Origin of the sequence: Streptomyces sp. AC512_CC834 (genome assembly GCF_019049325.1) — a bacterium.
Taxonomy (GTDB): Bacteria; Actinomycetota; Actinomycetes; order Streptomycetales; family Streptomycetaceae; genus Streptomyces.
Genome location: NZ_JAGMUO010000128.1, coordinates 24,047 through 49,463, shown reverse-complemented (window position 1 = coordinate 49,463; position 25,417 = coordinate 24,047). Strand labels below are relative to the sequence as shown.

17 protein-coding genes are annotated in these 25,417 nt (G+C 70.4%); 9 read left to right on the top strand and 8 right to left on the bottom strand.

The features are described 5' to 3' along the window. Positions 1–47: 47 nt before the first annotated feature. Positions 48–1,571, bottom strand: coding sequence for a glycosyl hydrolase family 18 protein (locus tag KUM40_RS38600; protein WP_217171010.1), 1,524 nt, complete (start codon positions 1,569–1,571; stop codon positions 48–50). Positions 1,572–1,944: 373 nt separating this feature from the next. On the opposite strand from KUM40_RS38600, the gene dxs reads away from it, so the two are divergent. Next, entirely contained in the window at positions 1,945–3,885 is a 1,941-nt protein-coding gene (gene dxs, locus KUM40_RS38595) for a 1-deoxy-D-xylulose-5-phosphate synthase (protein ID WP_217171009.1), read from the top strand. Positions 3,886–4,038: 153 nt separating this feature from the next. Further along, positions 4,039–5,586: an amino acid permease gene (locus KUM40_RS38590; RefSeq protein WP_217171008.1), complete on the top strand. Its 1,548-nt coding sequence runs from the start codon at positions 4,039–4,041 to the stop codon at positions 5,584–5,586. A 91-nt stretch (positions 5,587–5,677) separates the two neighbouring features. Here KUM40_RS38590 and KUM40_RS38585 read toward each other — a convergent pair whose 3' ends face one another. Continuing rightward, positions 5,678–6,055, bottom strand: coding sequence for an NTP pyrophosphohydrolase (locus KUM40_RS38585; protein ID WP_217171007.1), 378 nt, complete (start codon positions 6,053–6,055; stop codon positions 5,678–5,680). Positions 6,056–6,151: 96 nt separating this feature from the next. Between KUM40_RS38585 and KUM40_RS38580 the strand changes: the two genes are divergently transcribed. Both KUM40_RS38580 and KUM40_RS38575 read left to right on the top strand, forming a co-directional pair. Next, positions 6,152–7,177 (top strand): hypothetical protein, encoded by a 1,026-nt coding sequence (locus KUM40_RS38580; RefSeq protein WP_217171006.1) that lies wholly within the window; start codon positions 6,152–6,154, stop codon positions 7,175–7,177. A 221-nt stretch (positions 7,178–7,398) separates the two neighbouring features. Further along, positions 7,399–8,520: a hypothetical protein gene (locus KUM40_RS38575; RefSeq protein ID WP_217171005.1), complete on the top strand. Its 1,122-nt coding sequence runs from the start codon at positions 7,399–7,401 to the stop codon at positions 8,518–8,520. An 88-nt stretch (positions 8,521–8,608) separates the two neighbouring features. Here KUM40_RS38575 and KUM40_RS38570 read toward each other — a convergent pair whose 3' ends face one another. After that, positions 8,609–9,709: an LCP family protein gene (locus tag KUM40_RS38570; RefSeq protein WP_217171004.1), complete on the bottom strand. Its 1,101-nt coding sequence runs from the start codon at positions 9,707–9,709 to the stop codon at positions 8,609–8,611. Positions 9,710–10,154: 445 nt separating this feature from the next. On the opposite strand from KUM40_RS38570, the gene KUM40_RS38565 reads away from it, so the two are divergent. From KUM40_RS38565 to KUM40_RS38545, 5 genes are read left to right on the top strand one after another with little or no spacing between them, the layout of a single operon-like run. Beyond that, positions 10,155–11,780 carry a stealth family protein gene (locus KUM40_RS38565; RefSeq protein ID WP_217171003.1) on the top strand — a complete coding sequence of 542 codons (1,626 nt, stop codon included), beginning with the start codon at positions 10,155–10,157 and terminating at the stop codon, positions 11,778–11,780. A gap of 15 nt (positions 11,781–11,795) precedes the next feature. Continuing rightward, complete coding sequence (locus KUM40_RS38560; RefSeq protein ID WP_217171002.1) at positions 11,796–13,418, top strand: sugar phosphotransferase; 1,623 nt, start codon at positions 11,796–11,798, stop codon at positions 13,416–13,418. Next, positions 13,415–15,175 (top strand): stealth family protein, encoded by a 1,761-nt coding sequence (locus KUM40_RS38555; RefSeq protein WP_217171001.1) that lies wholly within the window; start codon positions 13,415–13,417, stop codon positions 15,173–15,175. Before KUM40_RS38560 ends, KUM40_RS38555 begins: the two co-directional genes overlap by 4 nt. Continuing rightward, the gene (locus tag KUM40_RS38550) at positions 15,172–17,265 is read left to right on the top strand and encodes a glycosyltransferase family 4 protein (RefSeq protein ID WP_217171000.1); all 2,094 of its coding nucleotides are present in this window, start codon (positions 15,172–15,174) and stop codon (positions 17,263–17,265) included. The genes KUM40_RS38555 and KUM40_RS38550 overlap by 4 nt, the downstream gene beginning before the upstream one ends. Before the next feature lie 13 nt (positions 17,266–17,278). Further along, positions 17,279–18,673 carry a GDSL-type esterase/lipase family protein gene (locus tag KUM40_RS38545; RefSeq protein ID WP_217170999.1) on the top strand — a complete coding sequence of 465 codons (1,395 nt, stop codon included), beginning with the start codon at positions 17,279–17,281 and terminating at the stop codon, positions 18,671–18,673. 89 nt (positions 18,674–18,762) lie between these two features. Here the strand turns inward: KUM40_RS38545 and KUM40_RS38540 are convergent, their stop codons facing one another. From KUM40_RS38540 to KUM40_RS38520, 5 genes are all read right to left on the bottom strand, one after another. Next, complete coding sequence (locus KUM40_RS38540; RefSeq protein WP_217170998.1) at positions 18,763–20,892, bottom strand: 3-hydroxyacyl-CoA dehydrogenase NAD-binding domain-containing protein; 2,130 nt, start codon at positions 20,890–20,892, stop codon at positions 18,763–18,765. Further along, a complete protein-coding gene (locus tag KUM40_RS38535; protein ID WP_217170997.1) occupies positions 20,889–22,106 on the bottom strand; it encodes an acetyl-CoA C-acyltransferase in 1,218 nt (405 codons plus the stop codon). Before KUM40_RS38535 ends, KUM40_RS38540 begins: the two co-directional genes overlap by 4 nt. Before the next feature lie 220 nt (positions 22,107–22,326). Continuing rightward, entirely contained in the window at positions 22,327–23,613 is a 1,287-nt protein-coding gene (locus KUM40_RS38530) for a ribonuclease D (RefSeq protein ID WP_217170996.1), read from the bottom strand. Between the two features lie 122 nt (positions 23,614–23,735). Further along, positions 23,736–24,398, bottom strand: coding sequence for a response regulator transcription factor (locus KUM40_RS38525; protein WP_003972894.1), 663 nt, complete (start codon positions 24,396–24,398; stop codon positions 23,736–23,738). 314 nt (positions 24,399–24,712) lie between these two features. Beyond that, positions 24,713–25,390, bottom strand: coding sequence for a DUF3000 domain-containing protein (locus tag KUM40_RS38520; RefSeq protein WP_217170995.1), 678 nt, complete (start codon positions 25,388–25,390; stop codon positions 24,713–24,715). Positions 25,391–25,417: the final 27 nt, after the last annotated feature.

Below are 25,417 nucleotides of genomic sequence, written 5' to 3'. Positions count from 1 at the left end.
GCTCGTGACCGGGCTGTCGTGCTCTGTCGCGCCCTGCCGCGCGGTACTCAGCAGGCGCCGAGGTCCTGCCAGACGCCCCACTGGCCGGTGGTCCCGGGCTCCTCGCCCGTCGTCCACCACTTGGCCTTCCAGGTGTGCCCCGCGTGGGAGACCTGCTGCCCGCCGGTGTAGACGGTGCCCGAGGCCCACGGCGCGGCCGCGCACTGGTCGCCGTCGCCACCGGTGACGGTGAGGGAGTACGTCGTGCTGTGGCTGCCGGACGGGCTGGTGCCGGTGACGGTGACGTCGTACGTCCCCGAGACGGCCTGTGCGGTCGTGTCGAGGGTGAGCGTCGAGGAGCCGCCGGCCGTCACGGAGGAGGGGCTGAGCGACGCCGTGACCCCGGCCGGTGCCCCGCTCACGCCGAGGGCGACCGTCTCCGCCTCACCGGTCTTCACCGCGGTCCGCACGGTGGTGGTGGCCGAGGCGCCCGCGGTCACCGTGCCGGATGCCGGGGTGGCGGACAGGGAGAAGTCGTTCTCCGGCGCGGTGCTGCCGCTGGTGAACGGCGCGAAGATGTGCGAGAAGTCCCAGGTGTTCTGCTGGATGCCGGAGCAGTTGTCGGCCGCCGCGCCGCCCGGACAGCCGCCGTTGTCGCGCTGGAGCGCCCAGAAGGAGAGCGTGTTGATGCCCCGCTCCAGCGCCCAGTCGTAGACCGTGCGGGCGTTGTCCAGGGTGAAGGTCTCCGCCGGTCCGAAGTCGTCGACGCCGATCATCTCGATGACGCCGATCATGTGCCACAGCTCGGCGGAGGACCTGTCCGGGTAGAGCCGGGCCAGCACGTCGTGCAGACCCTGGGTCGCCGTCCGGGTGTCCTGGGCCATGTCGTGCGGCTGGTTGTCGTAGTAGTCGAACGTCATGAGGTTCACGACGTCGACCCTGGTGCCGTTGTGCACCGCGTTCTCGAGCAGGGCGACGCCGTTGCCCGCCAGGCCGCGGGTGGTCGTGGGCAGCGTGTAGGAGATCTCGATGTCGCGGCCGTTGTCGGCGGCCCAGTCCTGGACCAGCTTGATGGCCTTGTTGCGGCGGTCGATGCCCGCCGTGTTGTCCAGCGCGTCGATCTCGATGTCCATGTCGAGCCGGGTGACGTCGTAGGTGGTGATCACCTTCTCGTAGGCCGCGGCGATCTGCTGTACGTCGGTGCAGCTATCGGCGATCTCGGTACCGGTGGTGTCGGCCGTGTAACCGCCGAACGAGGGAATGACGTCGCCGCCGGCCGCCTGGATGGTGTCGAAGTCGGCGCCGAAGGTCGACTGGGCGACCGGCATCGAGGTGTCGCCGTTCCAGTACGGCGTGCAGGAGCCCGGGGTCGCCGTCTGGAGGAAGGCCATGGTCAGGTGCTTGGCGCCCGACTGCGCGGCCAGGGCGGCGGGGCTCTCGCCGGTCCAGGCCTCGAAGTACGGCGCGAAGACACGGTCCGGCAGCGGGGTCGCCGCCTGGGCCGGGCCGGTGCCCGACAGGGCGAGGGCCGCCGCGGCGGCGGTGGTGACGGCCGCGGTGAGGGCCGCGCGGATGGAACGCATGCGTCTCATGTCAGTCCCGGTGTGTGTGGTGGAACGCCGATTCCCTTGCGGTGCTGGGATGTTGACGGGTACGGGGATATCGCCGGAACACCGGGGAAAGCAATGGTCTGGACCAAGATGGGACTAGACCAATTCACGAGGCCGGGGCGTCACCCGGCCCGGCCGCCGTGCCGGCACCGCGCTGACATCGTGCGCCGCGTGGACTGGACCACGCGGGTAAAGGTGTCCCCAAGCCGGGCACCCCGACGCGGATGTCGTAGAACGGTCCACCAGTGGGTAAGGCCGAACGCGTGACGTACGACGCACCGCCCGGACACGTTCCGCCAGAGCGGAACATTAGACTCGACGAGCCCGGCAACAGCTCTACTGCAAGGAGGCACGGGTGCCGCTGCTGACCCGCATCACGGGACCGCGCGATCTGGACCGGCTCAGCCTGGAAGAGCTGGGCCGGCTGGCCGAGGAGATCCGTACCTTCCTCGTCGACGCCGTGTCCAAGACCGGCGGCCACCTCGGCCCCAACCTCGGCGTGGTGGAACTCACCCTCGCCCTCCACCGCGTCTTCGACTCGCCGAAGGACAAGGTGCTCTGGGACACGGGCCACCAGTCCTACGTGCACAAGCTGCTCACCGGCCGCCAGGACTTCTCCAGGCTGAAGATGAAGGGCGGCCTGTCCGGCTACCCCGCGCAGGCCGAGTCCGAGCACGACGTCATCGAGAACAGCCACGCCTCCACCGTCCTCGGCTGGGCCGACGGCATCGCCAAGGCCAACCAGGTCCTTCAGCGCGACGACCACGTGGTCGCCGTCATCGGCGACGGCGCCCTCACCGGCGGCATGGCCTGGGAGGCGCTGAACAACATCGCCGCCGCCAAGGACCGGCCCCTCGTCATCGTCGTCAACGACAACGAGCGCTCCTACGCGCCCACCATCGGCGGCCTCGCCAACCATCTGGCGACCCTGCGCACCACCGACGGCTACGAGCGCTTCCTGGCCCGCGGCAAGGACCTCCTGGAGCGCACCCCGGTCGTCGGCCGCCCCCTCTACGACACCCTGCACGGCGCCAAGAAGGGCCTGAAGGACTTCATCGCCCCGCAGGGCATGTTCGAGGACCTCGGCCTGAAGTACGTCGGCCCGATCGACGGCCACGACCTCGAGGCCCTGGAGTCCGCCCTCACCCGCGCCAAGCGCTTCGGCGGCCCGGTGATCGTGCACTGCCTCACCGAGAAGGGCCGCGGCTACCAGCCCGCCCTGGCGGACGAGGCCGACCGCTTCCACGCCGTCGGCAAGATCCACCCCGACACGGGCCTGCCGATCTCCACCTCCGGCGCCGACTGGACGTCCGTCTTCGGCGAGGAGATGCTCAAGCTCGGCAAGGAGCGCGAGGACGTCGTCGCCATCACCGCCGCCATGCTCCAGCCGGTCGGCCTCGACAAGTTCGCCAAGGCCTTCCCCGACCGCGTCTACGACGTCGGCATCGCCGAACAGCACGGCGCGGTCTCCGCGGCCGGCCTCGCGCACGGCGGCGTCCACCCGGTCTTCGCCCTGTACGCCACCTTCCTCAACCGCGCCTTCGACCAGGTGCTGATGGACGTGGCCCTGCACAAGTGCGGCGTGACGTTCGTGCTGGACCGCGCCGGAGTCACCGGCACCGACGGCGCCTCCCACAACGGCATGTGGGACATGTCGATCCTCCAGGTCGTCCCCGGCCTGCGCCTCGCCGCCCCGCGCGACGCCGACCAGGTCCGCGCCCAGTTGCGCGAGGCCGTCGAGGTGGACGACGCGCCGACCGTGGTCCGCTTCTCCAAGGGCGCCGTCGGCCCCGCCGTACCGGCCGTCGGCCGCGTCGGCGGCATGGACGTGCTGCGCGCCCCGGGCGCCGACACTCCCGACGTGCTCCTGGTCTCCGTCGGCGCCCTCGCGCCGATGTGCCTGGAGGTGGCCGGCCTGCTGAACAAGCAGGGCATCTCCACCACCGTGGTCGACCCGCGCTGGGTCAAGCCCGTCGACGAGGCCATGGCCCCGCTCGCCGAGCGGCACCGCGTGGTCGTCACCGTCGAGGACAACTCGCGCGTCGGCGGCGTCGGCTCCGCCGTCGCCCAGGCCCTGCGCGACGCCGGCGTCGACGTACCGCTGCGCGACTTCGGCATCCCGTCGCGCTTCCTCGACCACGCCTCCCGCGCCGAGGTCATGGCCGAGATCGGGCTCACCGCGCCCGACATCGCCCGCCAGGTCACCGGCCTGGTCGCCAAGCTCGACGGCAAGTACGACGGCAAGTACGACGGCGCGGGCGCCGAGGTGGACCAGGTGGAGGCCGCACGCGACTGACGCGGCGCATTCCGCGGACTCCGCCGAATGGGCCGGTTCCACCACTCGTTGCAGTAGTGGAACCGGCCCATCCGCGTGAAATCGCCCATGTCGGGGCATACGCAGTACGCCCCCTCTCGATCATGTCGAGGACGACAAGCGTGGGAGGTCCCCGTGAGCAACACCCTCTTCAGGACGAAGAAGATCGAGCAGTCCATCCGTGACACGGAGGAGCCGGAGCACGCGCTCAAGAAATCCCTGTCGGCGCTGGACCTGACCGTCTTCGGTATCGGCGTCGTCATCGGCACCGGCATCTTCGTACTGACCGGCACGGTCGCCAAGAACAACGCCGGGCCCGCCGTGGCCCTGGCCTTCGTGGTCGCCGGAGTCGTGTGCGCGCTCGCCGCGCTGTGCTACGCCGAGTTCGCCTCCACCGTTCCGGTGGCCGGCTCCGCGTACACCTTCTCCTACGCCTCGCTGGGCGAACTGCCCGCCTGGATCATCGGCTGGGACCTGGTCCTGGAGTTCGCCCTCGGTACGGCGGTGGTGGCCGTCGGCTGGTCGGGCTACATCCGCTCGCTGATGGACAACGCGGGCTGGCACATGCCCGCCGAACTCGGCGGCAGGGACGGCGCGGAGGGGTTCGGCTTCGACATCCTCGCCGCCGCCCTGGTGCTGGTGCTCACCGCCATCCTGGTGTTCGGCATGAAGCTGTCGGCGCGGGTCACCTCGGTCGTCGTCGCCATCAAGGTCGCCGTCGTCCTCATCGTGATCATCGCGGGTGCCTTCTTCGTCAAGGGCGCCAACTACGACCCGTTCATCCCCAAGGCGCAGCCCGTGGAGGCGGGCGGGGGACTGCACTCGCCACTGATCCAGTTGATGTTCGGCTGGGCACCGTCCAACTTCGGCGTGATGGGCATCTTCACGGCCGCCTCGGTCGTCTTCTTCGCCTTCATCGGCTTCGACATCGTCGCCACGGCCGCCGAGGAGACCAGGAACCCGCAGCGCGACATGCCCCGGGGCATCCTCGGCTCCCTGATCATCTGCACCCTCCTGTACGTCGGAGTCTCGATCGTCGTCACCGGCATGCAGCACTACACGGAGCTGTCCATCGACGCCCCGCTCGCCGACGCGTTCAAGGCCACCGGGCATCCCTTCTTCTCCGGTGTGATCAGCTTCGGCGCCGCGGTCGGCCTGACCACGGTGTGCATGATCCTGCTCCTGGGCCAGACCCGGGTGTTCTTCGCGATGAGCCGCGACGGACTGCTGCCGCGCTTCTTCTCCCACGTCCACCCGAAGTTCCGGACCCCGTACCGGCCGACCATCCTGCTCGGCGTGATCATCGCGATCGTCGCCGGTTTCACCAGCCTGAGCGAGCTGGCCGAACTGGTGAACATCGGCACGCTCTTCGCCTTCGTCATCGTCGCGTTCAGCGTGATCATCCTGCGCCGCACCCGCCCCGACCTGCCCCGCGCCTTCCGTACCCCGCTGGTCCCGCTGCTGCCCATCGTCTCGGTGGCGGCCTCGCTGTGGCTGATGCTGAACCTGCCCGCCGAGACCTGGGTCCGGTTCGCCGTCTGGATGGCGATCGGTTTCGTCGTGTACTTCCTCTACGGCCGCACCCACAGCCGCCTGGCCCTCGGCGAGGAGACCCCGTCCGGCCCGTCCGGCCCATCCGGCCCGTCGGACCCGGCCAAGCCGTCCGGCCCGCAGGGCCCGTAGCTCCGCGGCCCCACCGGTCACCGGCCACCGGTCACCGGCCGTCCCCGGGTCCCGCGCTTCGACGTGCGGGACCCGGCCCGTGTGCGGTCCCTCACACGGGCCGCACCGTCCTGGGCCCCGCCACCTCCGCGCCCAGCTCCGTCACCCGGCGGCGCAGCTCGCGGTCGGCCGTCACGACCAGGACCGGCCGGTCGCCCGCCGCCCGCGCGACCAGCTCGACCATGTGATCGTCCCCGCTGCCGGGCGCGGACTCCACCCGTACGTCGGGCACGGACTCCACCCCGCGGGCCGCCCCCTCGACCACGAGCACGACCTCGACCGGCCCGGCCCGCCCCGGCACCCCGTCCGCCGCCAGTTGGTCCCGCAGCCGCTCCGCGGCTCCGCGCCGGTCCCGCCACCACCCGTCGGGCACCGAGCCGACGACGTTCGCGGCATCGACGATCACGAGCAGGGGCGCGTTGTGGTCCATGCCGTCAGGGTGGCACGGCACCACCGGCCTGAGCCGCCGCCCTCCATGGCCGTACCCGATCGACACGGAGCCGACGACCCTGCCTAGAGTGAACCGGTGAACGGCGACTGGCTTCTTCTCGGCCGCGACGGCCGCCTCAGTGTGTACCTCCCGTCCGACGACGCCGCCCTGTGGCGTGCCGAACGCACGCCCGCGGGCTCCTGGGAGGCCGCGCGCCGCATCGGCGGAGACCAGGAACTGTGCCCGGGCGGCCTCGCGATCGGCCGGGGCCCCGACGGCTACGCCCATCTGGCCGCCTGGCGGCCCACCGGTTCCCAGCGTTGTGACCTCGTGCACACCACGCACTTTCGGCCGCTGCTCGCTCCGCTGGACTGGCAGTCGGCCGGTCACCCCAACAAGCAGGGCGACCGGACCGGAACACCCGCGGTCGCGGTGGACGCGCAGGGACGCGCCCATGTCTTCGTCCGCAACAGGGGCGGCGGCATGAGCATGGTGGCCCAGCGGGAGAAGGGCGGCTGGGCGCCGTGGCGGGACCTGTTGGGCAGCGGCGTCCAGGAGTCGCCGACAGCCGTGACGACCCAGTCCGGCCTGGTCGAGGTGTACGCGCCCGTCCGGGGCGGCATCCTGCGCTGGAGCCAGGAAGAGCCGGGCACGCGCATGGTGCTGGGGGAGCGCCTCGATGTGACGGTCCGCCCGGGCACCCTGCGCGCACTGGCGACCTCCGAGAAGCACACCACGGTCTTCTACACCGACGATGACACCGGCGAGCTGTGCGCCCTGCGCCCCGGTGGGGAACCGGCCCCCCTGCTGCCGGCCGCCGGCCCCGGCCCCGTGTCCGCCGCCCGCACCGTCATAGACGGCTACGACTGCACGGTGATCGCCCAGCGCTCGGCGGGCAGCGGCCGCGTCGCCTTCGCCGCGTACCCCTCGGAACTCGAGGAGATGGGCGCGGCCTGGACGGAATCGGGCCCCGCCCTGCCGGCCGACGCGACGGTGTCCCTGGCCCTGGACGCCGACGGTCGCCTGGTGGCGGCGACCCTGTCCCCGTCGACCGGACAACTGCTGCTGTCCCGCCGGAAGGACGAGGCGGGGCTGGCGCTGGGGGCGTGGCGGGCGGTCTGAGGCCGTCCTGACGGGCCGGCACGCGCCGGGGTCGTCCTGTATGTCCGACGGGGCCGGTTGAAGGCTGTCCAGCCGCCCCGCAGGAGGGTCCTGCACGAGGTTGTCACATCATGTTCGTCGAATGTTCGATCTATGATGGTTCGCGCTCAGCCTCCGCGCAGGACGCATCCTGGGGAGGGGCAGGTCAGTCGCCTTCAGTGGCGGGAGGGGCAGGTCACGTCATGCGGACCAGATCCGGGCGCGGCGCCGCCAGAGGGAGATCGGCCGGCCGGGTCGTCGCGGCGGGGAGGGAGCGGCATGCCGCCGAGAGCCCTCTCGACGGTCGCTGGCTCGTTCTGGGCAAGGACGGCAGGCTGACCGCCTATGCCCGCTCCCATGCCGGTCTGGTGCGCTGGACGGAGACCAGGCCCGGCGGTCCGCACTGGTCGGAGCCGGGTTTCATCGCGGTGCCGGACCTCACGCACCTTTCGGTGGCGCAGGGGGCGGACACCTATGTCCACTTCTTGGGGCGACGTGCTCGCGAGGGCGGCGACGCGCTGCCCGCCGTCGACATCGTCCACGCCATCCAGTATCAGACCGCCCGGCCGGTCACGGAGTGGCGGTCGTTGGGCAATCCACACCCGCAGCGGGAGAAGGCCGCCCGTCTCGGCGCGCCGGTGGCCGCGGTGAGCACGACCGGACGCGTCCACATCCTCGTGCGCAACGCGGGGGGCGGACTGATGCTCCGCCGGGAGAAGCCCAGCGGCAAGTGGGATGCCTGGCTGGACCTCAAGGGCAGTGGGGTGCGGGACGGGTTCGCCGCCGCTGTCCACTCCTCCGGGCGGATCGAGGTATTCGCGAGCAACTCGCAATATGCCATGCGGTGGTGGCAGGCCCAGGCCGACGGGGACTTCGGACCGGAACCGAACATACCCCTGCGCGTGGCGCCCGGCACCGCCTCGGTGCTGGAGACCGCGCCGGACCGGTCGACCTACTACTGGGCCGACGAGGAAACCGGCCGGCTCGTCGCCCACCGTCCTGGCGGCTGGGTGATCCCGCTCGGCGACGCGTCGACCGGGGACCGGGTCGCGGTACTGCGGGCGGTGCTCGACGGTTACGACTGCACGGTGCTGGCCCACCGCGGACTCGACGGTGAGGTGATGCTGGCCGCGTGCGGCACCGAGAACGAGGGGGCGGGCCTCTGGTGGTCGCCGACCGGTGGGCCGAGTGTGGGCGCGCCGGCGCTGGCCCTGGACGGACACGGCCGGGTCGTCCTCGCGATGATCGGCACTGACGGCACGTTGCGCGTCGCACGGCAGGGCGCCGGTCCGGGACTGGTACTTGACCCCGCGGTACGTGTCTGAGGGATACGCCCCGGCCGGCGGCCCGGCGAGGTGACGAGACGGGAATCGTCACCTCGCCGGGCCGCCGCAGACGTCCTTCTCGACGGTTTCAGGAAGAGTCCCCGCCCGTGGCGGGAGACTTCTTGGCCGACTCCGGGATGTCCTCGTCCTTGCGGAGCGCCTCCCACAGCCTGCCCGCCTGCGGCTGGGCCGCCACCACCCGGTTGGGATCCTGGGTGTCGTAGGCGACCGGCAGCATGATGGTCTCCATGGTGGACGGATCGACGCCGTTGAGGCTGCGGCCGAACTCTGCCAGCTTGGTCAGCGAGGCCAGGTCGGAGTCGGTGGTGAGTGCCGCGGTGAGCTGGTTGGCGATCTTGTAGGTCTTGGTGGGACTGCCGAGCAGGTCCTGACGCTTGATCTCGCTCAGCAGGGCGAGCATGAACTGCTGCTGGAGGCCGATGCGCCCGAGGTCGCTGCCGTCGCCGACGCCGTGCCGGGTACGGACGAAGGCGAGGGACTCGGTGCCGTTCAGCTTGTGGGTGCCGGCGGTCAGGTCGAGACCGCTGGAGGAGTCGTGGATGTCCTCCTCCACGGTGACCGTGACGCCGCCTATGGCGTCCACCAGGTCCTTGAAGCCGGCGAAGTCGATCTCCACGTAGTGGTCCATGCGGATACCCGACATCTGCTCCACCGTTTTGACCACGCAGGCCGGACCGACCTGCGAGTAGACGGAGTTGAACATCACGCGCTTCGCAGCGGCGACCTCGGTGCCGTCCTGTTTCGCACACGCGGGACGGGTGACCAGTGTGTCGCGTGGAATGCTCACGGCCACGGCCTCCGTGCGGCCCTCCGGAATGTGCATCACCATCGCGGTGTCCGAGCGCGCCCCGGCGACCTTGCCGGCGTTCAGCCCGGCGTTGTCCCCGGCGCGTGAGTCGGACCCGAGGACCAGGATGTTCTGCCCAGAGGTGGGCAGCTTCTCCGGGCGGTCGTCGCCTATCGCCTCGTTGATGTCGACGCCCTTGATGTTGCCGTTGAGGTCGCTGTACAGCCAGTACCCCACACCCCCCACGGCGAGGAGCAACAACACCAGGCTCAGCCCGATCCAGCGCCAGAGACGGCGCCGTCTCGGTGGTCGGGCCGAACGGCGGCCGGTGGGCGCACGCCTGGACCGGCGGGGGCTCGTCTCCGTCGGGGCGTGCGTCATGGACCTCGGTCCTCTCTCGTCAACCGGCTCGCTTGTCCGGACATGAATGCAGGGCACGAGTGGGGGGAGAGGCCGGGCCCGGCCGCGGCGATGGTCGCCGAAGCGCTCCCGAACTATAGACCGATTGTCGGACGAGTCGGGTGGCGACCCTGGACATCTGCCTGATGTCCGTTGTTCGGGAACATGTCAGAGAGCAGTGTATTTTCTGTCATAAGTGACTGCTGTTGACAGCTATCAGGACCCTTGGTGAAGATGTGTCGGTCCTGTGAACGTTAAAGTTTCAATGTGGACGGCATGGGCCGGTCGGTCGGTGCCTGGTGTGGTCGTGATTCGAGCCGGGGGGCACGAGGGCTCACGGTCACTGGTGCTCACTCCGGCATGGCTCGGGTGAGGAGAGGGAGGGTGGCTGTGCCGCTGCGTGCGTCGTCCTTTGAGGTTCAGTGGCGTGACGACCGTATCTGACTTCACCGCGCATCCAACCGCCGCGACCGTTGCGGCCCGGCAGGGTGTTGCCGGCCCGCGGCACTCCACCGCGAACGCGCCGACGACGCTCACGGGCGAGCACGGCGACGTCTATGTCGAGCCGGGGCTGACCCCGCTCGCCGCCCGTGAGGCCAACCGCTCGGCACTCGTCGCCCTGCTCGACGCGGCCGGAGTCGGCCACTTCGCCGTACGCGGCACGGTCGACCACGGCACGGTCGTGGGTGTCGCCGAGGAGGACCGGGAGCGTGTGCTTCAGGCGGTCTTCCGCGGGCTCGGGCAGTACCCGGGGCACCTGACCGTCGTGGACCCGGACGCACCCCGGCCCGCCAAGCCGGTCTCTTCGCGTGATCCCCGGGCCTGGCGCGAGGTCGTCGGCGCGCGGGTGCTGCAAGTCAGTTGGTACCGCACCGATCCGGGTCGGCACCTGCTGCTCGGGCACGAGTACGGCTGCGTCGTCGAGTTCTGGCAGCGGCAGGGCACCTGTCTCGTCGCTCCGCGCGCCAACCGCGCCACCTGGGCGGTGGGCACCGACGGTCCGAACGTCATGGGCGCCGCCCGGTTGTTCAGCCGCTTCGTGTCGGACTGGACCCCGGGACATCTCGCACCGGCGCTGCCGACCCGGCCCGAGTTCCTGGTGAACTGCGCCGACGACATCGCCTTCCCCGTCGACGCCGTCTACACGTGGGTCGACGGCAACGATCCGGCCTGGAAGCAGCGCAAGGCGCAGGCCAAGGGCGAGGCCTACCACGCCGAGTCGGCGAGTGACGCCAGGTTCATCAGCCGCGACGAACTGCGTTACTCGATACGCTCCCTCCACCTGTTCGCGCCATGGATCCGGAACATCTACGTCGTCACCGACGACCAGGTTCCGGATTGGATGCGCGAGGACGTGCCCGGGGCCCGCATCGCCACCCATCGGGAGATCTTCCGCAATCCGGCGGACCTTCCCACCTTCAACTCGCACTCGATCGAGAGCCAGCTTCATCACATCGAGGGTCTCGCCGAGCACTTCCTCTACTTCAACGATGACATGTTCATGGGGCGTCCGGTGGCTCCGCACTCCTTCTTCACCCCGAGCGGGACGGCACGCTACTTCCCCTCGCGCAACCGCATCCCGCAGGGGCCGGTCGCCGAGACCGACAGCCCGGTGGACGCGGCGTGCAAGAACAACAGGGCGCTGCTGCATGAACGTTTCGGCAAGGTCATCACCCAGCCCATGGAACACATCCCCTACGCCTTGCGACGCTCGGCGATGGAGGAGGCCGAACTGGAGTTCGCCGAGGCGTGGGCGCGTACATCGGCCAGCAGGTTCCGGGCCATGACGGACCTGTCGCCCACTTCGTCGTTCGCGTTGTACTACGCGGCGCTGACCGGCCGGGCGCAGCCGGCGTCGATGCCCTTCACCTACATCCAGTTGGCCGTGGCCGACCTGGCGGATCGACTGCAACGGCTGCTCGACGGCCGGGACCGGGACTCGTTCTGCCTCAACGACGCCTTCTCCACCCCCGAGGACACAGAGGCGCAGCAAGAACTGCTGGACGACTTCTTCACCTCGTATTTCCCGACCCCCAGCCCCTTCGAGCGATGAGACGGAGTTCATGACGTGCCCAATCCGACGTCGATGAGTTCCGCGGTTCACGTCTACCGGAGGTTCGTCCCGCAGCCGGTGCGCTCTGCGGCCGCGACCACCGTGCCCGCAGGCGTGCGGCGCAAGGTGAAGGGGGGCCTCGCGCGCACCCTGAGCCGCCGCGAAGCCCGCCTGCACCGCAGGGCCCTTCGACGCGTCCGCCGCGCGGGCCTCGGACAGTCCGAGCGTCGTACGACCGCACCCGACGGCAGGGTCGCCCACGTGCACAGCGGGCTCACCGTCGATCTCGCCCGCCGGCTCGACCACGACCTGGTCACGCACGCGCTGGACGCCGCCGAGGTGCCCTGGTTCGCGGTGCCCGCCCTGGACGACCGCCGTCTGTGCATCGCCGTGGAAGTGCGGGACAAGGGGACCGTACGTCGGGTGCTGCGCGCCCTGCTTGAGGAGCACACCGGCTACGTCGTCTCCGTGTCCCCTTCCGCAGGTGACACCCGCGATGTTCCGGGCAGCCACATGAAGGCGTGGAAGCACTACGGCAGAGCCAGGGTGATCCGCCTCACGTGGCTCCGTACCGATCCCACCGAGAACCTGTGGGTGGGCGAGGACCAAGGCATCGAGATCGAGTTCTGGACGGCCAACACCGACCTCCCCCAGGAACGACTCATCGGCCCACGTCCCAACCGGGTACAGCGCGCCGTGCCCGCCGAAGCACCCGGCATCGAGATCGGCCTCGACCGGCTGTCCGGCTACTGCGACATCGACGGCGACATGGAACCGACGATCACTCTGGAGAACTTCGACGTCGTACGGCTCGAGGAGATCTCGTTCCCCGTGGACGCGGTGCTGCTGTGGCAGCATCCAACGCCATGGGGTGAGGAACTGCTGCGCGCGGCCCTGCGCTCCGTGCACCAGTACGCGCCGTGGATCGACGTCGTGCATGTGGTCGCCCAGGCGGAGCCGCCGGCCTGGCTGAAGCCGGACGAGCGGCTCAGCGTCGTCCGCGCCGGGCCCGGTGCCGAGTGGCGGCTGGACCAACTGCCCGACGTCGCCGAACACTTTCTGCTCATGCGTCCCGGCGCCCTGCTCGGCCGCCCGGTCCGCCCCTTCGACTACTTCACGCCCAGCGGCGGAACCCGTCCGCGGCGTGGTCCCTGGAACGCGTCGGAGTCTTTCGCGGAGTGGGTCCGTGCCGCCTATTCCGCCACGGGCCGGGTCACCGGCCACGGCTACGCGGCGGGACCCCAGCCCTACCGGGCCGACACCTTGACCCGGCTCGGAGAAGCGGGGGCGCGATCCCTGCCGCTGGCCAACCACCAGGCGCTGTCCACAGTGCCCGGGACCCATCCCATGGACGGCATGGTCCACCACTTCGGATACGTCGCCGGTCTCGCCGATCCGTCGGGGGAAGCATCCGTGGTGCTGCACGCGGCACTGCCCGGCATCGGCACCCACCTGGAACGGCTGCTCGTCCGGCGTGACGTGCAACAGCTCCAGTTCTTCGGTCTCGGCACCGAGGAGGCGGGTTTCGGAGGAGGGACCAACGCCGTCGTGCGCTTCCTGCACCAGTACTACCCAGTCCCCAGCGTCTTCGAGTACGACCGCCCGCAGACCGATACAGAGTCGGACAATCATTCGTGAGCACAGGCAACCCCGAGGCATCCGCCGCGGTCGGGGCGTACCGCGGCCTGGTCCCGGCGGGCCTCAGACGCCGTATCGCACGCCGGGTACCGGCAGGGCTGCGTATGGTCCTCAAGCACCTGCTTCGCCGACTGCACGCTCTCTCCCTCGCTTCCCGGCTGTTCCGCGGCTTGCGGGCCCGCCGCCGTTGGCCGCACCTCTTCCGCGAGGGGGAGCGGCTCGCGGCACTCGCCGGACACGGCGACCGGATCGCGCTGGTCCGGCCCACCGTCTCGCCGCTCGGTCTGCGCGAGGCCAACCTCGAACTGGTCGTGACCGCGCTGGAGGGTGCGGGGGTCGACTACTTCGCCATCCGCGGAACCTCAGATTTCCGTTCCGTCCTCGCCGTCGCCGAGTCCGATCGTGAGCAGGTGGGCAGGGCGCTCGAGCGCTGTGCCGGTCACAGCCCTCTTTACGTGCGTGCGTGCAGGGGCGAGACGCCGCATGCCCGAGCGGCACTGGCAGGTTCGCACGGCGGCCGGCAACAGGCCCGGCACGCCGGGGTCCTCCAGGTCGGCATGGTGTGGAGCGACCCCACGGGTTCTCTGGTGCTCGGTCTCGAGCACAGTTGCGACATCGAGTTCTGGAAGCCGGAAGCCGGACGCCTCGTGGCGCCGCGCCCCAACCGTGTCACAGAGGACGTGTCGCTCCGCGAGGCCCGCGTGACCGTGCCGGTCAGCCGGCTGACCGGCTTCGCCGCGCTGCACACCCGGCGTACCCGCTCGGTGCGCACCGTGCAGGCCTGCGCCGACGCGCTGCCCGAGGACGTGCGCTTCCCGATCGACGTCGTCTACACGTGGGTCGACGGCAACGACCCCGCATGGCAGCGGCGTCGCAGTGCTTACGACGGTGGCTACCACGCCGAAGCGGCGAACGCGGCCCGCTACATCAGCCGGGACGAACTGCGCTATTCCTTGCGGGCTCTGGAACAGAACGCCCCGTGGGTCAGACACGTCTACCTGGTGACGGACGGGCAGCGTCCGGCGTGGCTCAACGACAGCCACCCGCGCCTGACCGTCGTCGACCACGCCGACATCTTCGCCGATCCGGCCGCGCTGCCCACCTTCAACTCGCATGCCATCGAGAGTCGGCTGCACCACATCAAGGGCCTGTCCGAGCACTTTCTCTACCTCAACGACGACATGTTCCTGGGCCGTCCCGTCACGCCGCAGGACTTCTTCCTGTCCAACGGCATGACTCGGACCTTCTTCTCGCCCTCCCAGGTACCCCGCCGGGGCCCCAGTCCCGTGGACCGTCCGGTCGACGCGGCGGGCAAGAACAACCGGCGGCTTCTCCTGGAGAACTTCGGTTCGGTCATCGTCCAGAAACTCCGGCACGCACCCTACGCACTGCGACGGAGCGTGCTGGAGGAGATAGAACGCGAGTACTCCGCAGCGCACTGGCAGACCTCGCACAGCCGATTCCGCAGCCCCACCGACATCTCCATCCCGTCGTCGCTGTACCACTACTACGCCTACTTCACGGGCCGTGCGGTGCCGTCCAACATCCGGTTCGCCTACCTGGACCTCGCCAGGCCCGAGGTCCAACGGCGGCTGGGCATTCTGCTGGCCCGCCGCGACCGGCAGGCGTTCTGCATCAACGACACGCTTTCCGACGGTCACGACGTCGACCGCCAGACCGAGATGCTCGGCGCCTTCCTCGGCGCCTACTACCCGGTGCCCAGTCCCTTCGAGCGGAAGGAGCGCGAGGTCCGGTGAAGATCTCCTTCCTGATCAACAACATCTACGGCATCGGCGGCACGAACAGAACCGTCATCAACCTCGCCGAGGCCCTCGCCGTCCACCACGACGTGGAGATCGTCTCGGTCTTCCGGCGTGCGCACACCACCAAGTTCGAGATCTCCCCACGTATCACGGTCCGGGCCCTCGTCGACCTTCGTCCCGGCTCCTCCGACCGGGGCGCCGCCGGCAGCGACGAACCGAGCGAAGTGGTGCCGCGTCAGGAAGAGTTCTTCGCCCAGTACAGCCGGTTCACCGACGAGCGCATCATCCGGGAACTGCGAAGGACCGACGCCGACGTGGTGGTCGGCACCCGGCCCAGCCTCAACCTCTTCGTCGCCGCCCACACCAGGGAGGGCGCGCTGCGCGTCGCCCAGGAACACATGACGCACCTCGCCATCCCACCGGCGGTGCGTGCCGAGATGGCCCGCGTCTACCCGCGGCTGGACGCGATCACGACGGTCACCGAGGCGGACGCCAAGTCCTTCATGGAGAACACACCGATCTCCGGCATCACCGTGGTCGGCATTCCCAACAGCGTGCCCCGGCCGTCTGTGCCGCCCTCCGACTGCACGCGCAAGATCGTGGTCAGCGCAGGCCGCATGCATCACATCAAGCGCTACGACCTGCTGATTCGTGCCTTCGGCAGCCTGGCCGAGGAGTTCCCCGACTGGCAGCTACGCATTTACGGCGACGGTGGTGAGGCCGGAAAACTGCGCGGGCTCGTCACCGAACTCGGGCTGGCCGGCCGGGCGTTGCTCATGGGCGGCTTCTCGCCGATCGAGTCCGAGTGGACGAAGGGGTCCATCGCCGCAGTCACCTCCAGCGCCGAATCCTTCGGCATGACTCTGGTGGAGGCGATGCGGTGCGGACTGCCCGTGGTCTCCACCGACTGCCCGGTCGGGCCCCGGGAGATCCTCCGCGACGGTGAGGACGGTTTCCTGGTGCCCACCGGAGAGGTGGCAGGGATCGCCTGGGGCCTGCGACGCCTCATGGCCGACGAGGTCCTGCGACGCGACATGGGCGAGGCGGCTCTGCGCAACGCCGCACGCTACGATCCGGCGGCCGTCGCGGACCGCTATGTGAAGCTCTTCGAGGCCGCCGCCCGCCGCCGTGCCGCCGCCGTCCGCGGATACCGCGCCCCGGCCGGAGCCCGCCGGGCGGCGGCCCCGGCCACCGTCCCCCCGGCGAGTGTCGGAGCGGCGACCGTGGACGTCGTCGCCGACGGCGCGGGATGGCTGCGCTTCAGCGCCGAAGGCCCGGGGGACGGCCGTCACCGCTGGCAGTTCGTGCTGCGTCACAAGCCGTCCGACGGCAATCGGCGCCCCGATGTGCCCGTAAGAACCTCACGCACGAACCTCGACAACGGCGGTACCCGGTACACGGCGGCGCTGGGCCCGTCGGCACTGGACGACCTGGGTGACGGACGCTGGCAGGTGACGATGTGTACGGCCAAGTCGAAGGCCGTACACATGAAGGCGGGCATCCGTGACACACGGGCCCTGATCGACGCGCGAGCCGACTTGGTGGGCCACCCTCCGACCGGTCCGGTCGCCTGGAACCTCCCCTACGCCCAGCCCAACGGCCGGCTGATGCTGCGCACGGTGTTGCGCGAGGAACACGCCGAGTGCGTGACCGTCGAGCTGGGGGACGGCGCCATCACACTGCGAGGCGTCCTGTGCGGGGGCCGCCGGATCGAGCCCGGGGCGTTGTTCGTCGTGAGTCGCCGTGGACTGCACGGAAGGAACCTCACCGTGCCCGTGCAGGTCCTCGGCCGCCATGAGTTCCGGGCGGAAGTGCCGGTGCGACACGCCGTCGACCATCGGCTGGAGCGCTGGGAGGACTGGGACTGGTGGCTGCAACCGGACCCGCATGACCGGCGCAAGGTGCGCGTGTGTCACTTGCTGGAGGACTTCCCGGACGTCAAGGGCACCTACGCGTACCCGTCCCTGCCGCTGGCCGGGGACGGCGTCTCGGAGCTCGCGGTGATTCATCCGGCCCGACCGGTGTGGGTGCGCCCCTACTGCTCCGCTTCAGGAGCCATGGCCATGAACGTGGTCGACCGCTAGGAATGGGAATTCAGTGAACCGAACCATCTTCGTCCTCGGGGACTCCGTACCGGCCCCGCGGACGGACCAAGAGGCTCCGATGGCGGGCTGGGGACAGAAGATCGAGGACCTCCTGGTGGGGCCGGTCGGCGTGGCCAACTACGCCCGAAGCGCCATGACCACACGGAAGTACTTCACGGAGCGCTTCCCGGCGATGCTGAACCGCATGCGGCGCGGGGACATCGTGCTCATCGGGTTCGGCTGTGTGGATCACATGATCCATAACGGCACACGGTATGTGCCGATACGCGAATACCAGGAGTTCCTGCGGTTGTTCGTGCAGTACGTGCACGCCGAGGGTGGGACACCCGTCCTGGTCACCCCGTGTGCGCGCTACGCCTTCTCCAGCGCGGGCGAGGTGCTCAACACGCTCGGGCCGTACCCGCGGGCGATGCTGGAGGTCGCCCGGGAACTCGGGGCGCCGGTGATCGATCTGACGAGCCGCACCATGGAACTGTGGGCCGGGCTGGGCCCCACGCGTCTGCGTCACTACTTCTGCTGGACCGACGCGGGAGAGCACCCGCTGCATCCCGACGGCGTCATCGACTCGACCCATCTGAACCACACCGGCGCTTACGAAGTCGCCCGTGTCGTGGTCGCCGGGCTGTGCGATCTCGGCGTCCTCGACAAGACAGACGTGGACGTGACGGCGCTCATGACACCGCCGACCCTGCCGCCGGTCTCGACCGAGTTCACCATCCAGTCTCCCGAGTCGGCGCTGCACTACGCGCAGCCGATGGGTGAGTCGCCCGCCATCTCCAAGCCGGTGGCACACGGACTCGCAGGCCCCATGGTGAAGTTCTCCGGCGTCGCCTCACCCGGTACGGACTACGTCCTCTTCTTCGAACAGGGCCGGTACCTGGGGGGTGCTCAGGTGGGCGGCACCGGCCGGTGGACCTGGCGCCGCTCCGTCAACTGGGAGGCCGGGGAGCACGTCGTCCACTGCGTCGGACTGCGCGGTGACGGTTGTTTTCCCGTGCTGGAACATCGTTTCACCGTGCAGACGGAGGTGGCGCCGCCGGTCGTCTCGGCTCCTGGCGACGGAGCGTTCTCGGGGCCCCGACCGCGTTTCTCGGGGAAGGTCCAGTCCGGCGCCACCAAGGTCGTACTGATGGAGCAAGGCATCCTCGTCGGGGCGACCGGCGTCAACGAGAAGGGGGAATGGGCGTTCAGCCACGCCCATCCGTGGCGCTCGGGTACTCACACGGTGGATGTCATCGCCCTGTTCGGGGCGACGGAGTCGGCACCGGCCAGCACGACCTTCAAGGTCGTCGGCATCCCGGAAGGAAGCCCCATCCGGTCCTTCGGCGCGTCGAGGCACGCGTGCGGCGACGTCTGCGAGCACCGGCCCTTCACAGGAGACTGGTAGCCGGCCGTACGCCCTGTGCGCCGGGCCGGAACGGCCGACGGGCCGCACAGGCACTCGCCTGTGCGGCCCGTCCGCTGTCGCAGGAGGCGTCAGGCCGGAACCGACGCCACCCCAGCCTCCAGGAACCGCTTCCCGGTCACCCGTTCGGCGACGCCCTCGCGGTCCAGGTACGGCGTGATGCCGCCCAGGTGGAAGGGCCAGCCGGCGCCGGTGATCAGGCAGAGGTCGATGTCCTGGGCCTCGGCGACGACGCCGTCGTCGAGCATCAGGCCGATCTCCTGGGCCACCGCGTCCAGGACGCGGTCGCGGACCTGCTCCTCGGTGAGGACGGTGTCGCCCTGCTTGAGGAGGGCCGCGACCTCGGGGTCCAGCTCGGGCTTGCCGCTGTCGTAGACGTAGAAGCCGCGCTTGCCGGCCTCGACGACGGCCTTGAGGTTCGGGGAGACCGTGAAGCGGTCCGGGAAGGCCCGGTTGAGGGTCTGAGAGACGTGCAGGCCGATGGCGGGGCCGACCAGCTCCAGGAGGACCAGCGGGGACATCGGCAGGCCGAGCGGCTCGACGGCCTTCTCGGCGACCTCGACCGGGGTGCCCTCGTCGATGACGTTCTGGATCTCGCCCATGAAGCGGGTGAGGATGCGGTTGACCACGAACGCCGGGGCGTCCTTGACCAGGACCGCGGTCTTCTTCAGCTTCTTGGCGACGCCGAACGCCGTGGCCAGCGAGGCCTCGTCGGTCTGCTCGCCGCGGACGATCTCCAGGAGGGGGAGGATCGCGACCGGGTTGAAGAAGTGGAAGCCGACGACGCGCTCGGGGTGCTTCAGCTTCGACGCCATCTCCGAGACGGAGAGGGACGAGGTGTTCGTCGCCAGGATCGCGTGCGCCGGGGCGACCGCCTCGACCTCGGCGAAGACCTTCTGCTTGACGCCCATCTCCTCGAAGACGGCCTCGATGACGAAGTCCGCGTCCGCGAAGCCCTCGGCCTTGTCCAGGACGCCGGTCACCAGGGCCTTGAGGCGGTTCGCCTTGTCCTGGTTGATACGGCCCTTGCCGAGCAGCTTGTCGATCTCGGCCTGGACGTAGCCCACACCCTTGTCGACGCGCTCCTGGTCGATGTCGGTCAGGACGACCGGGACCTCCAGGCGGCGCAGGAAGAGCAGCGCGAGCTGGGAGGCCATCAGGCCGGCGCCGACCACGCCCACCTTGGTGACCGGGCGGGCCAGCGACTTGTCCGGGGCGCCCGCGGGGCGCTTGCCGCGCTTCTGGACCAGGTTGAAGGCGTAGATGCCGGAGCGCAGTTCGCCGCCCATGATGAGGTCGGCGAGGGCCTGGTCCTCGGCGTCGAAGCCCTGCTGGAGGTCGCCGTTCTTGGCGGCGGCGATGATGTCCAGGGCGCGGTAGGCGGCCGGGGCGGCGCCGTGCACCTTGCCGTCGGCGATGAAGCGGCCCTTCGCGACCGCCTGGTCCCAGGCCTCGCCGCGGTCGATCAGCGGGCGCTCGACGGTGATCTCGCCGCCCAGGACGGACGCCGTCCAGATCAGCGACTGCTCCAGGAAGTCCGCGCCCTCGAAGATCGCGTCCGCGATGCCGAGTTCGTGGACCTGCACGCCCTTGAGCTGCTTGTTCTGGTTCAGGCTGTTCTCGATGATCACCGAGACGGCCTTGTCCGCGCCGATCAGGTTCGGCAGCAGTGTGCAGCCGCCCCAGCCGGGGACCAGGCCGAGGAAGACCTCGGGGAGGGAGAAGGCGGGCAGGGCCGCCGACACCGTGCGGTAGGTGCAGTGCAGGCCGATCTCCACGCCGCCGCCCATGGAGGCGCCGTTGTAGTACGCGAAGGACGGCACCGCGAGGTTCGCCAGGCGCTTGAGGACGTCGTGGCCGCCCTTGCCGATGGCCAGCGCGTCCTTGTGCTCCGTCAGCAGCTCGACGCCCTTGAGGTCGGCGCCGACCGCGAAGATGAACGGCTTGCCGGTGACGCCGACGCCGACGATGTCGCCGTCCGCGGCCTCCTTGTCGACCTGGTCGATCGCGGCGTCGATGTTCGCCAGCGACTGCGGGCCGAGCGTGGTCGGCTTGGTGTGGTCGTGGCCGTTGTCCAGGGTGATGAGGGCGAAACGGCCTGCGCCCAACGGCAGGTCGAAGTGGCGTACGTGTGCCTGCGTGACGACCTCGCCGGGGAACAGCTCGGCCGCACCCTTCAGCAGCTCTGCGGTGGTGCTCACTTGTCCCCCTCGAAGTGCGGGTTCTCCCAGATGACCGTCGCGCCCATGCCGAAGCCGACGCACATGGTGGTCAGGCCGTAGCGGACGTGCGGCTGCTCCTCGAACTGGCGGGCCAACTGCGTCATCAGCCGGACGCCGGAGGAGGCCAGCGGGTGGCCGAACGCGATGGCGCCGCCGTACTGGTTGACGCGTGCGTCGTCGTCGGCGATGCCGTAGTGCTCCAGGAAGGCGAGGACCTGGACGGCGAAGGCCTCGTTGATCTCGAACAGGCCGATGTCGGAGATGGACAGGCCGGCCTGGGCCAGCGCCTTCTCCGTCGCCGGGATCGGGCCGTAGCCCATGACCTCCGGCTCGACGCCCGCGAAGGAGTACGCGACGAGGCGCATCTTCACGGGAAGGTTGTTCTCGCGGGCGAAGTCCTCGCTCGCGATGAGGGAGGCGGTCGCGCCGTCGTTCAGACCGGCCGCGTTGCCCGCGGTGACCCGGCCGTGCACGCGGAACGGCGTCTTCAGACCGGCGAGGTTCTCCAGCGTGGTGCCGGGGCGCATCGGCTCGTCGGCGGTGACCAGGCCCCAGCCCGTCTCGCCCGCCTCTTCGTTGGTGCGGCGCACCGAGATCGGCACCAGGTCGGCCTGGATCTGGCCGTTCGCGTACGCCTTGGCGGCCTTCTCCTGCGAGCGTACGGCGTACTCGTCGGCGCGCTGCTTGGTGACCGACGGGTAGCGGTCGTGCAGGTTCTCCGCCGTCATGCCCATGAACAGGGCGGACTCGTCGACCAGCTTCTCGCTGACGAACCGCGGGTTCGGGTCCACGCCCTCGCCCATCGGGTGGCGGCCCATGTGCTCGACACCGCCCGCGACGGCGACGTCGTACGCGCCGAAGGCGACCGAGCCGGCCACCGAGGTGACGGCGGTCAGGGCGCCCGCGCACATGCGGTCGATGGAGTAGCCCGGGACCGAGGTGGGCAGGCCCGCCAGGATGCCGGCGGTGCGGCCGATGGTCAGGCCCTGGTCACCGATCTGCGTGGTCGCGGCGACGGCGACCTCGTCGATCTTCTTGGGGTCGAGACCGGGGTTGCGGCGCAGCAGCTCCCGGATCGCCTTCACGACCAGGTCGTCGGCGCGGGTCTCGTGGTAGATGCCCTTCGGTCCCGCCTTGCCGAACGGGGTGCGGACGCCGTCTACGAAAACGACGTCCCTGATGGTACGAGGCACGATGGCTCTCCTCCAGGGTGCGGGATGGCACTGCTGCGGCACGCATGCACTGAGCGCGCGCTCAGCCCCATGCTACTTATGAGTAACGTAGCTGCCCAGTCCCCCCGGCGGGAGCGGCGAACGTCACACCACCCGTCACACCACCGGAGCACCGCTCATCCCAGGATCTTGGCCGGAATCCGACGCTCCGCCCCCGCTGCGACCCGTCGCTCCGGCCCCGCTACGGCTCGTCCCTGCTCAGTGCCGTCACCAGTACCGGTGTCACCTGCTCCACCTGCCAGCGCCGCGCCCCGTGTCCGGCGAGGGCCGCGCCCACGGCCTCGGTGTCGACCGTCGCGGGCGGCTCCCAGCAGACCCGGCGCACCGTGTCCGGCGTGATCAGGTTCTCCTGGGGCATGCTCAACTGCTCGGCCAGCGCCGTCACCGCCGCGCGCGCCGCGGACAGCCGGGCGGCGGCGGCCGGGTCCTTGTCGGCCCACGCCCGGGGCGGCGGCGGGCCGGTCACCGGCTGGCCGGGCTGCGGCAACTGCGACTCGGACAGTGCCTTGGCCCGGTCGACCGACACCTGCCACTGGTCGAGCTGCCGGCGGTTCACCCGCCCGAAGCCGTTCAGCGCGGCCAGCGCGTGCGCGTTGACCGGCAGCGCGAGCGCCGCCTCGACGATGGCCGCGTCCCCGAGCACCTTGCCGGGGGAGACGTCCCGCCGCTGCGCGATCCGGTCCCGGGCCTGCCACAGCTCCCGCACCACGGCGAGCTGGCGGCGCCGGCGCACCTTGTGCATGCCGGACGTACGGCGCCACGGGTCCTTGCGCGGCTCGGGCGGCGGGGCCGACGCGATCGCGTCGAACTCCTGCCGGGCCCACCCCAGCTTGCCCTGCCGGTCCAGCTCCTTCTCCAGCGCGTCACGCAGGTCGACCAGCAGTTCGACGTCGAGCGCGGCGTAGCGCAGCCAGGGCTCGGGCAGCGGGCGGGTCGACCAGTCGACGGCCGAGTGGCCCTTCTCCAGGACGAAGCCCAGGACGTTCTCCACCATCGCGCCGAGGCCGACGCGCGGGAACCCGGCGAGCCGGCCGGCCAGCTCGGTGTCGAAGATGCGGGTGGGAACCATCCCTATCTCGCGCAGGCACGGCAGGTCCTGGGTGGCCGCGTGCAGCACCCACTCGACGTCGGCGATCGCCGCGCCGAGACCGGACAGGTCGGGACAGGCCACCGGGTCGATCAGCGCGGTCCCGGCGCCCTCGCGGCGCAACTGGACCAGGTAGGCGCGCTGGCCGTAGCGGTACCCGGAGGCGCGCTCGGCGTCGACGGCGACGGGGCCGCTGCCGGCGGCGAAGGCGGCGGTCACTTCGGCGAGGGCGGTCGCGTCGGCGATCACCGGTGGAATGCCCTCGCGTGGTTCGAGCAAGGGGATCGGCGCCTGACTCACAGAAGATCCGGCGTCGTCCGGAGGGGCGCCTCCGGTGGTTCGCAGTGAACGGTCTGCTGCGGTTTCGTGGGCGTCGGTCACCTGTCAAGGGTATCGGTGCATCGGCGGCGCCCGCCGACGGAACGTTCCGTCGGCGGGCGCCGGGGGGTCGTAAACCAGTCAGGTCGGTGAATCGGGGTCGGGAGGGGTGGGATCGGGGACGTTCAGTGGATGATGCCGGTGCGCAGGGCCACCGCGACCATCCCCGCGCGGTCGCCCGTGCCGAGCTTGCGGGCGATGCGGGCCAGGTGGCTCTTGACGGTCAGGGCGGACAGGCCCATCGAGACGCCGATCGCCTTGTTCGACTGGCCCTCCGCGACCAGTCGCAGCACCTCCACCTCGCGGCCGGAGAGCTCGCGGTAGCCGCCCGGGTGGCTCGGGGCGCCCGGGGGACGGCGGTGCAGGCGGGCGGCGGCGGCGCCGATGGGGGCGGCGCCCGGCCGGGTGGGGAGCCCGACGTTGGTACGGGTGCCGGTGACGACGTAGCCCTTGACGCCGCCGGCGAGGGCATTGCGCACGGCGCCGATGTCGTCGGCGGCGGACAGGGCGAGCCCGTTGGGCCACCCCGCGGCGCGGGTCTCCGACAGCAGCGTCAGGCCGGAGCCGTCGGGGAGATGGACGTCCGCGACGCAGATGTCGCGGGGGTTGCCGATGCGGGGACGAGCCTCCGCGACGGACGAGGCCTCGATCACGTCGCGCACACCGAGCGCCCACAGGTGGCGGGTGACGGTGGAGCGGACGCGCGGGTCGGCCACGACCACCATGGCGGTCGGCTTGTTCGGGCGGTAGGCGACCAGGCTTGCAGGCTGCTCGAGGAGAACGGACACCAGGCCTCCTGGGGTGCGGGGACGGGGCCGGCTCATGGGGTTGAAGCCGGACGAACCGTGCTTTCAAGGTCACAGTCGTCTTCGGCACCGATCGCGTCGGCCTTTAGAGAATGATCACGATCTGGTGAGTAACAATCCGAGCAATTCGGACATGCTGTCGATCATTCGAAGATCGAACGGTTCCGCACTTTGTCGATACGAGGCCGAAAGTGGCCGTATCGACAAAGTGACGGAACGCGCTCCAGACGTGCCGAGCCCCCTCGCGAAGCGGTGAACGACAGATGGTGAGCGACGGGTGGTGAACGACAGAGGGGTCAGCGCGACTGCGGGCCGCGTCGCTGCGGCAGCGACACGATCGACGCGTCGCCCGGCGCGGCCGGCGGCAGGCCCGCGACCTGGGCCAGCAGATCGCACCACGAGGCCAGGTGCGCCGCGGTGTCCGGGACGCCGCCCAGACCCTCGCGCGGCGTCCAGGACGCCCGGATCTCGATCTGCGAGGCGGACGGGCGCGCCGAGAGTCCCCCGAAGTAGTGGGAACTCGCGCGCGTGACCGTGCCGCTGGGTTCGCCGTACGTCAGCCCGCGTGCCTGGAGCGCGCCGGTCAGCCAGGACCAGCACACGTCCGGCAGCAGCGGATCCGCGGCCATCTCGGCTTCCAGCTCGGCGCGCACCAGCGTCACCAGCCGGAAGGTGCCCCGCCAGGCGTCGTGCCCGGCCGGATCGTGCAGCAGCACCAGCCGCCCGTCCGCCAGATCCTCGTCGCCGTCGACGACCGCGGCCTCCAGCGCGTACGCGTACGGGGCGAGGCGCTGCGGTGCGCGCGTCGCCTCCACCTCGATCTGCGGCCGCAGCCGCGCGGCCCGCAAGGCCTCGACGGCGGCCGCGAAGGGCGGCGGTGCCGTACTCCCCTTGTGCCGGGCGTCCTCCTCGGTACCCTCCGGTTCGTCCATTCCGCCAGCGCCGTCCGACAGTCGTCCCTGAGCCGCAGCCATGCGGGGAACATTAAGCGGAACGGCGGC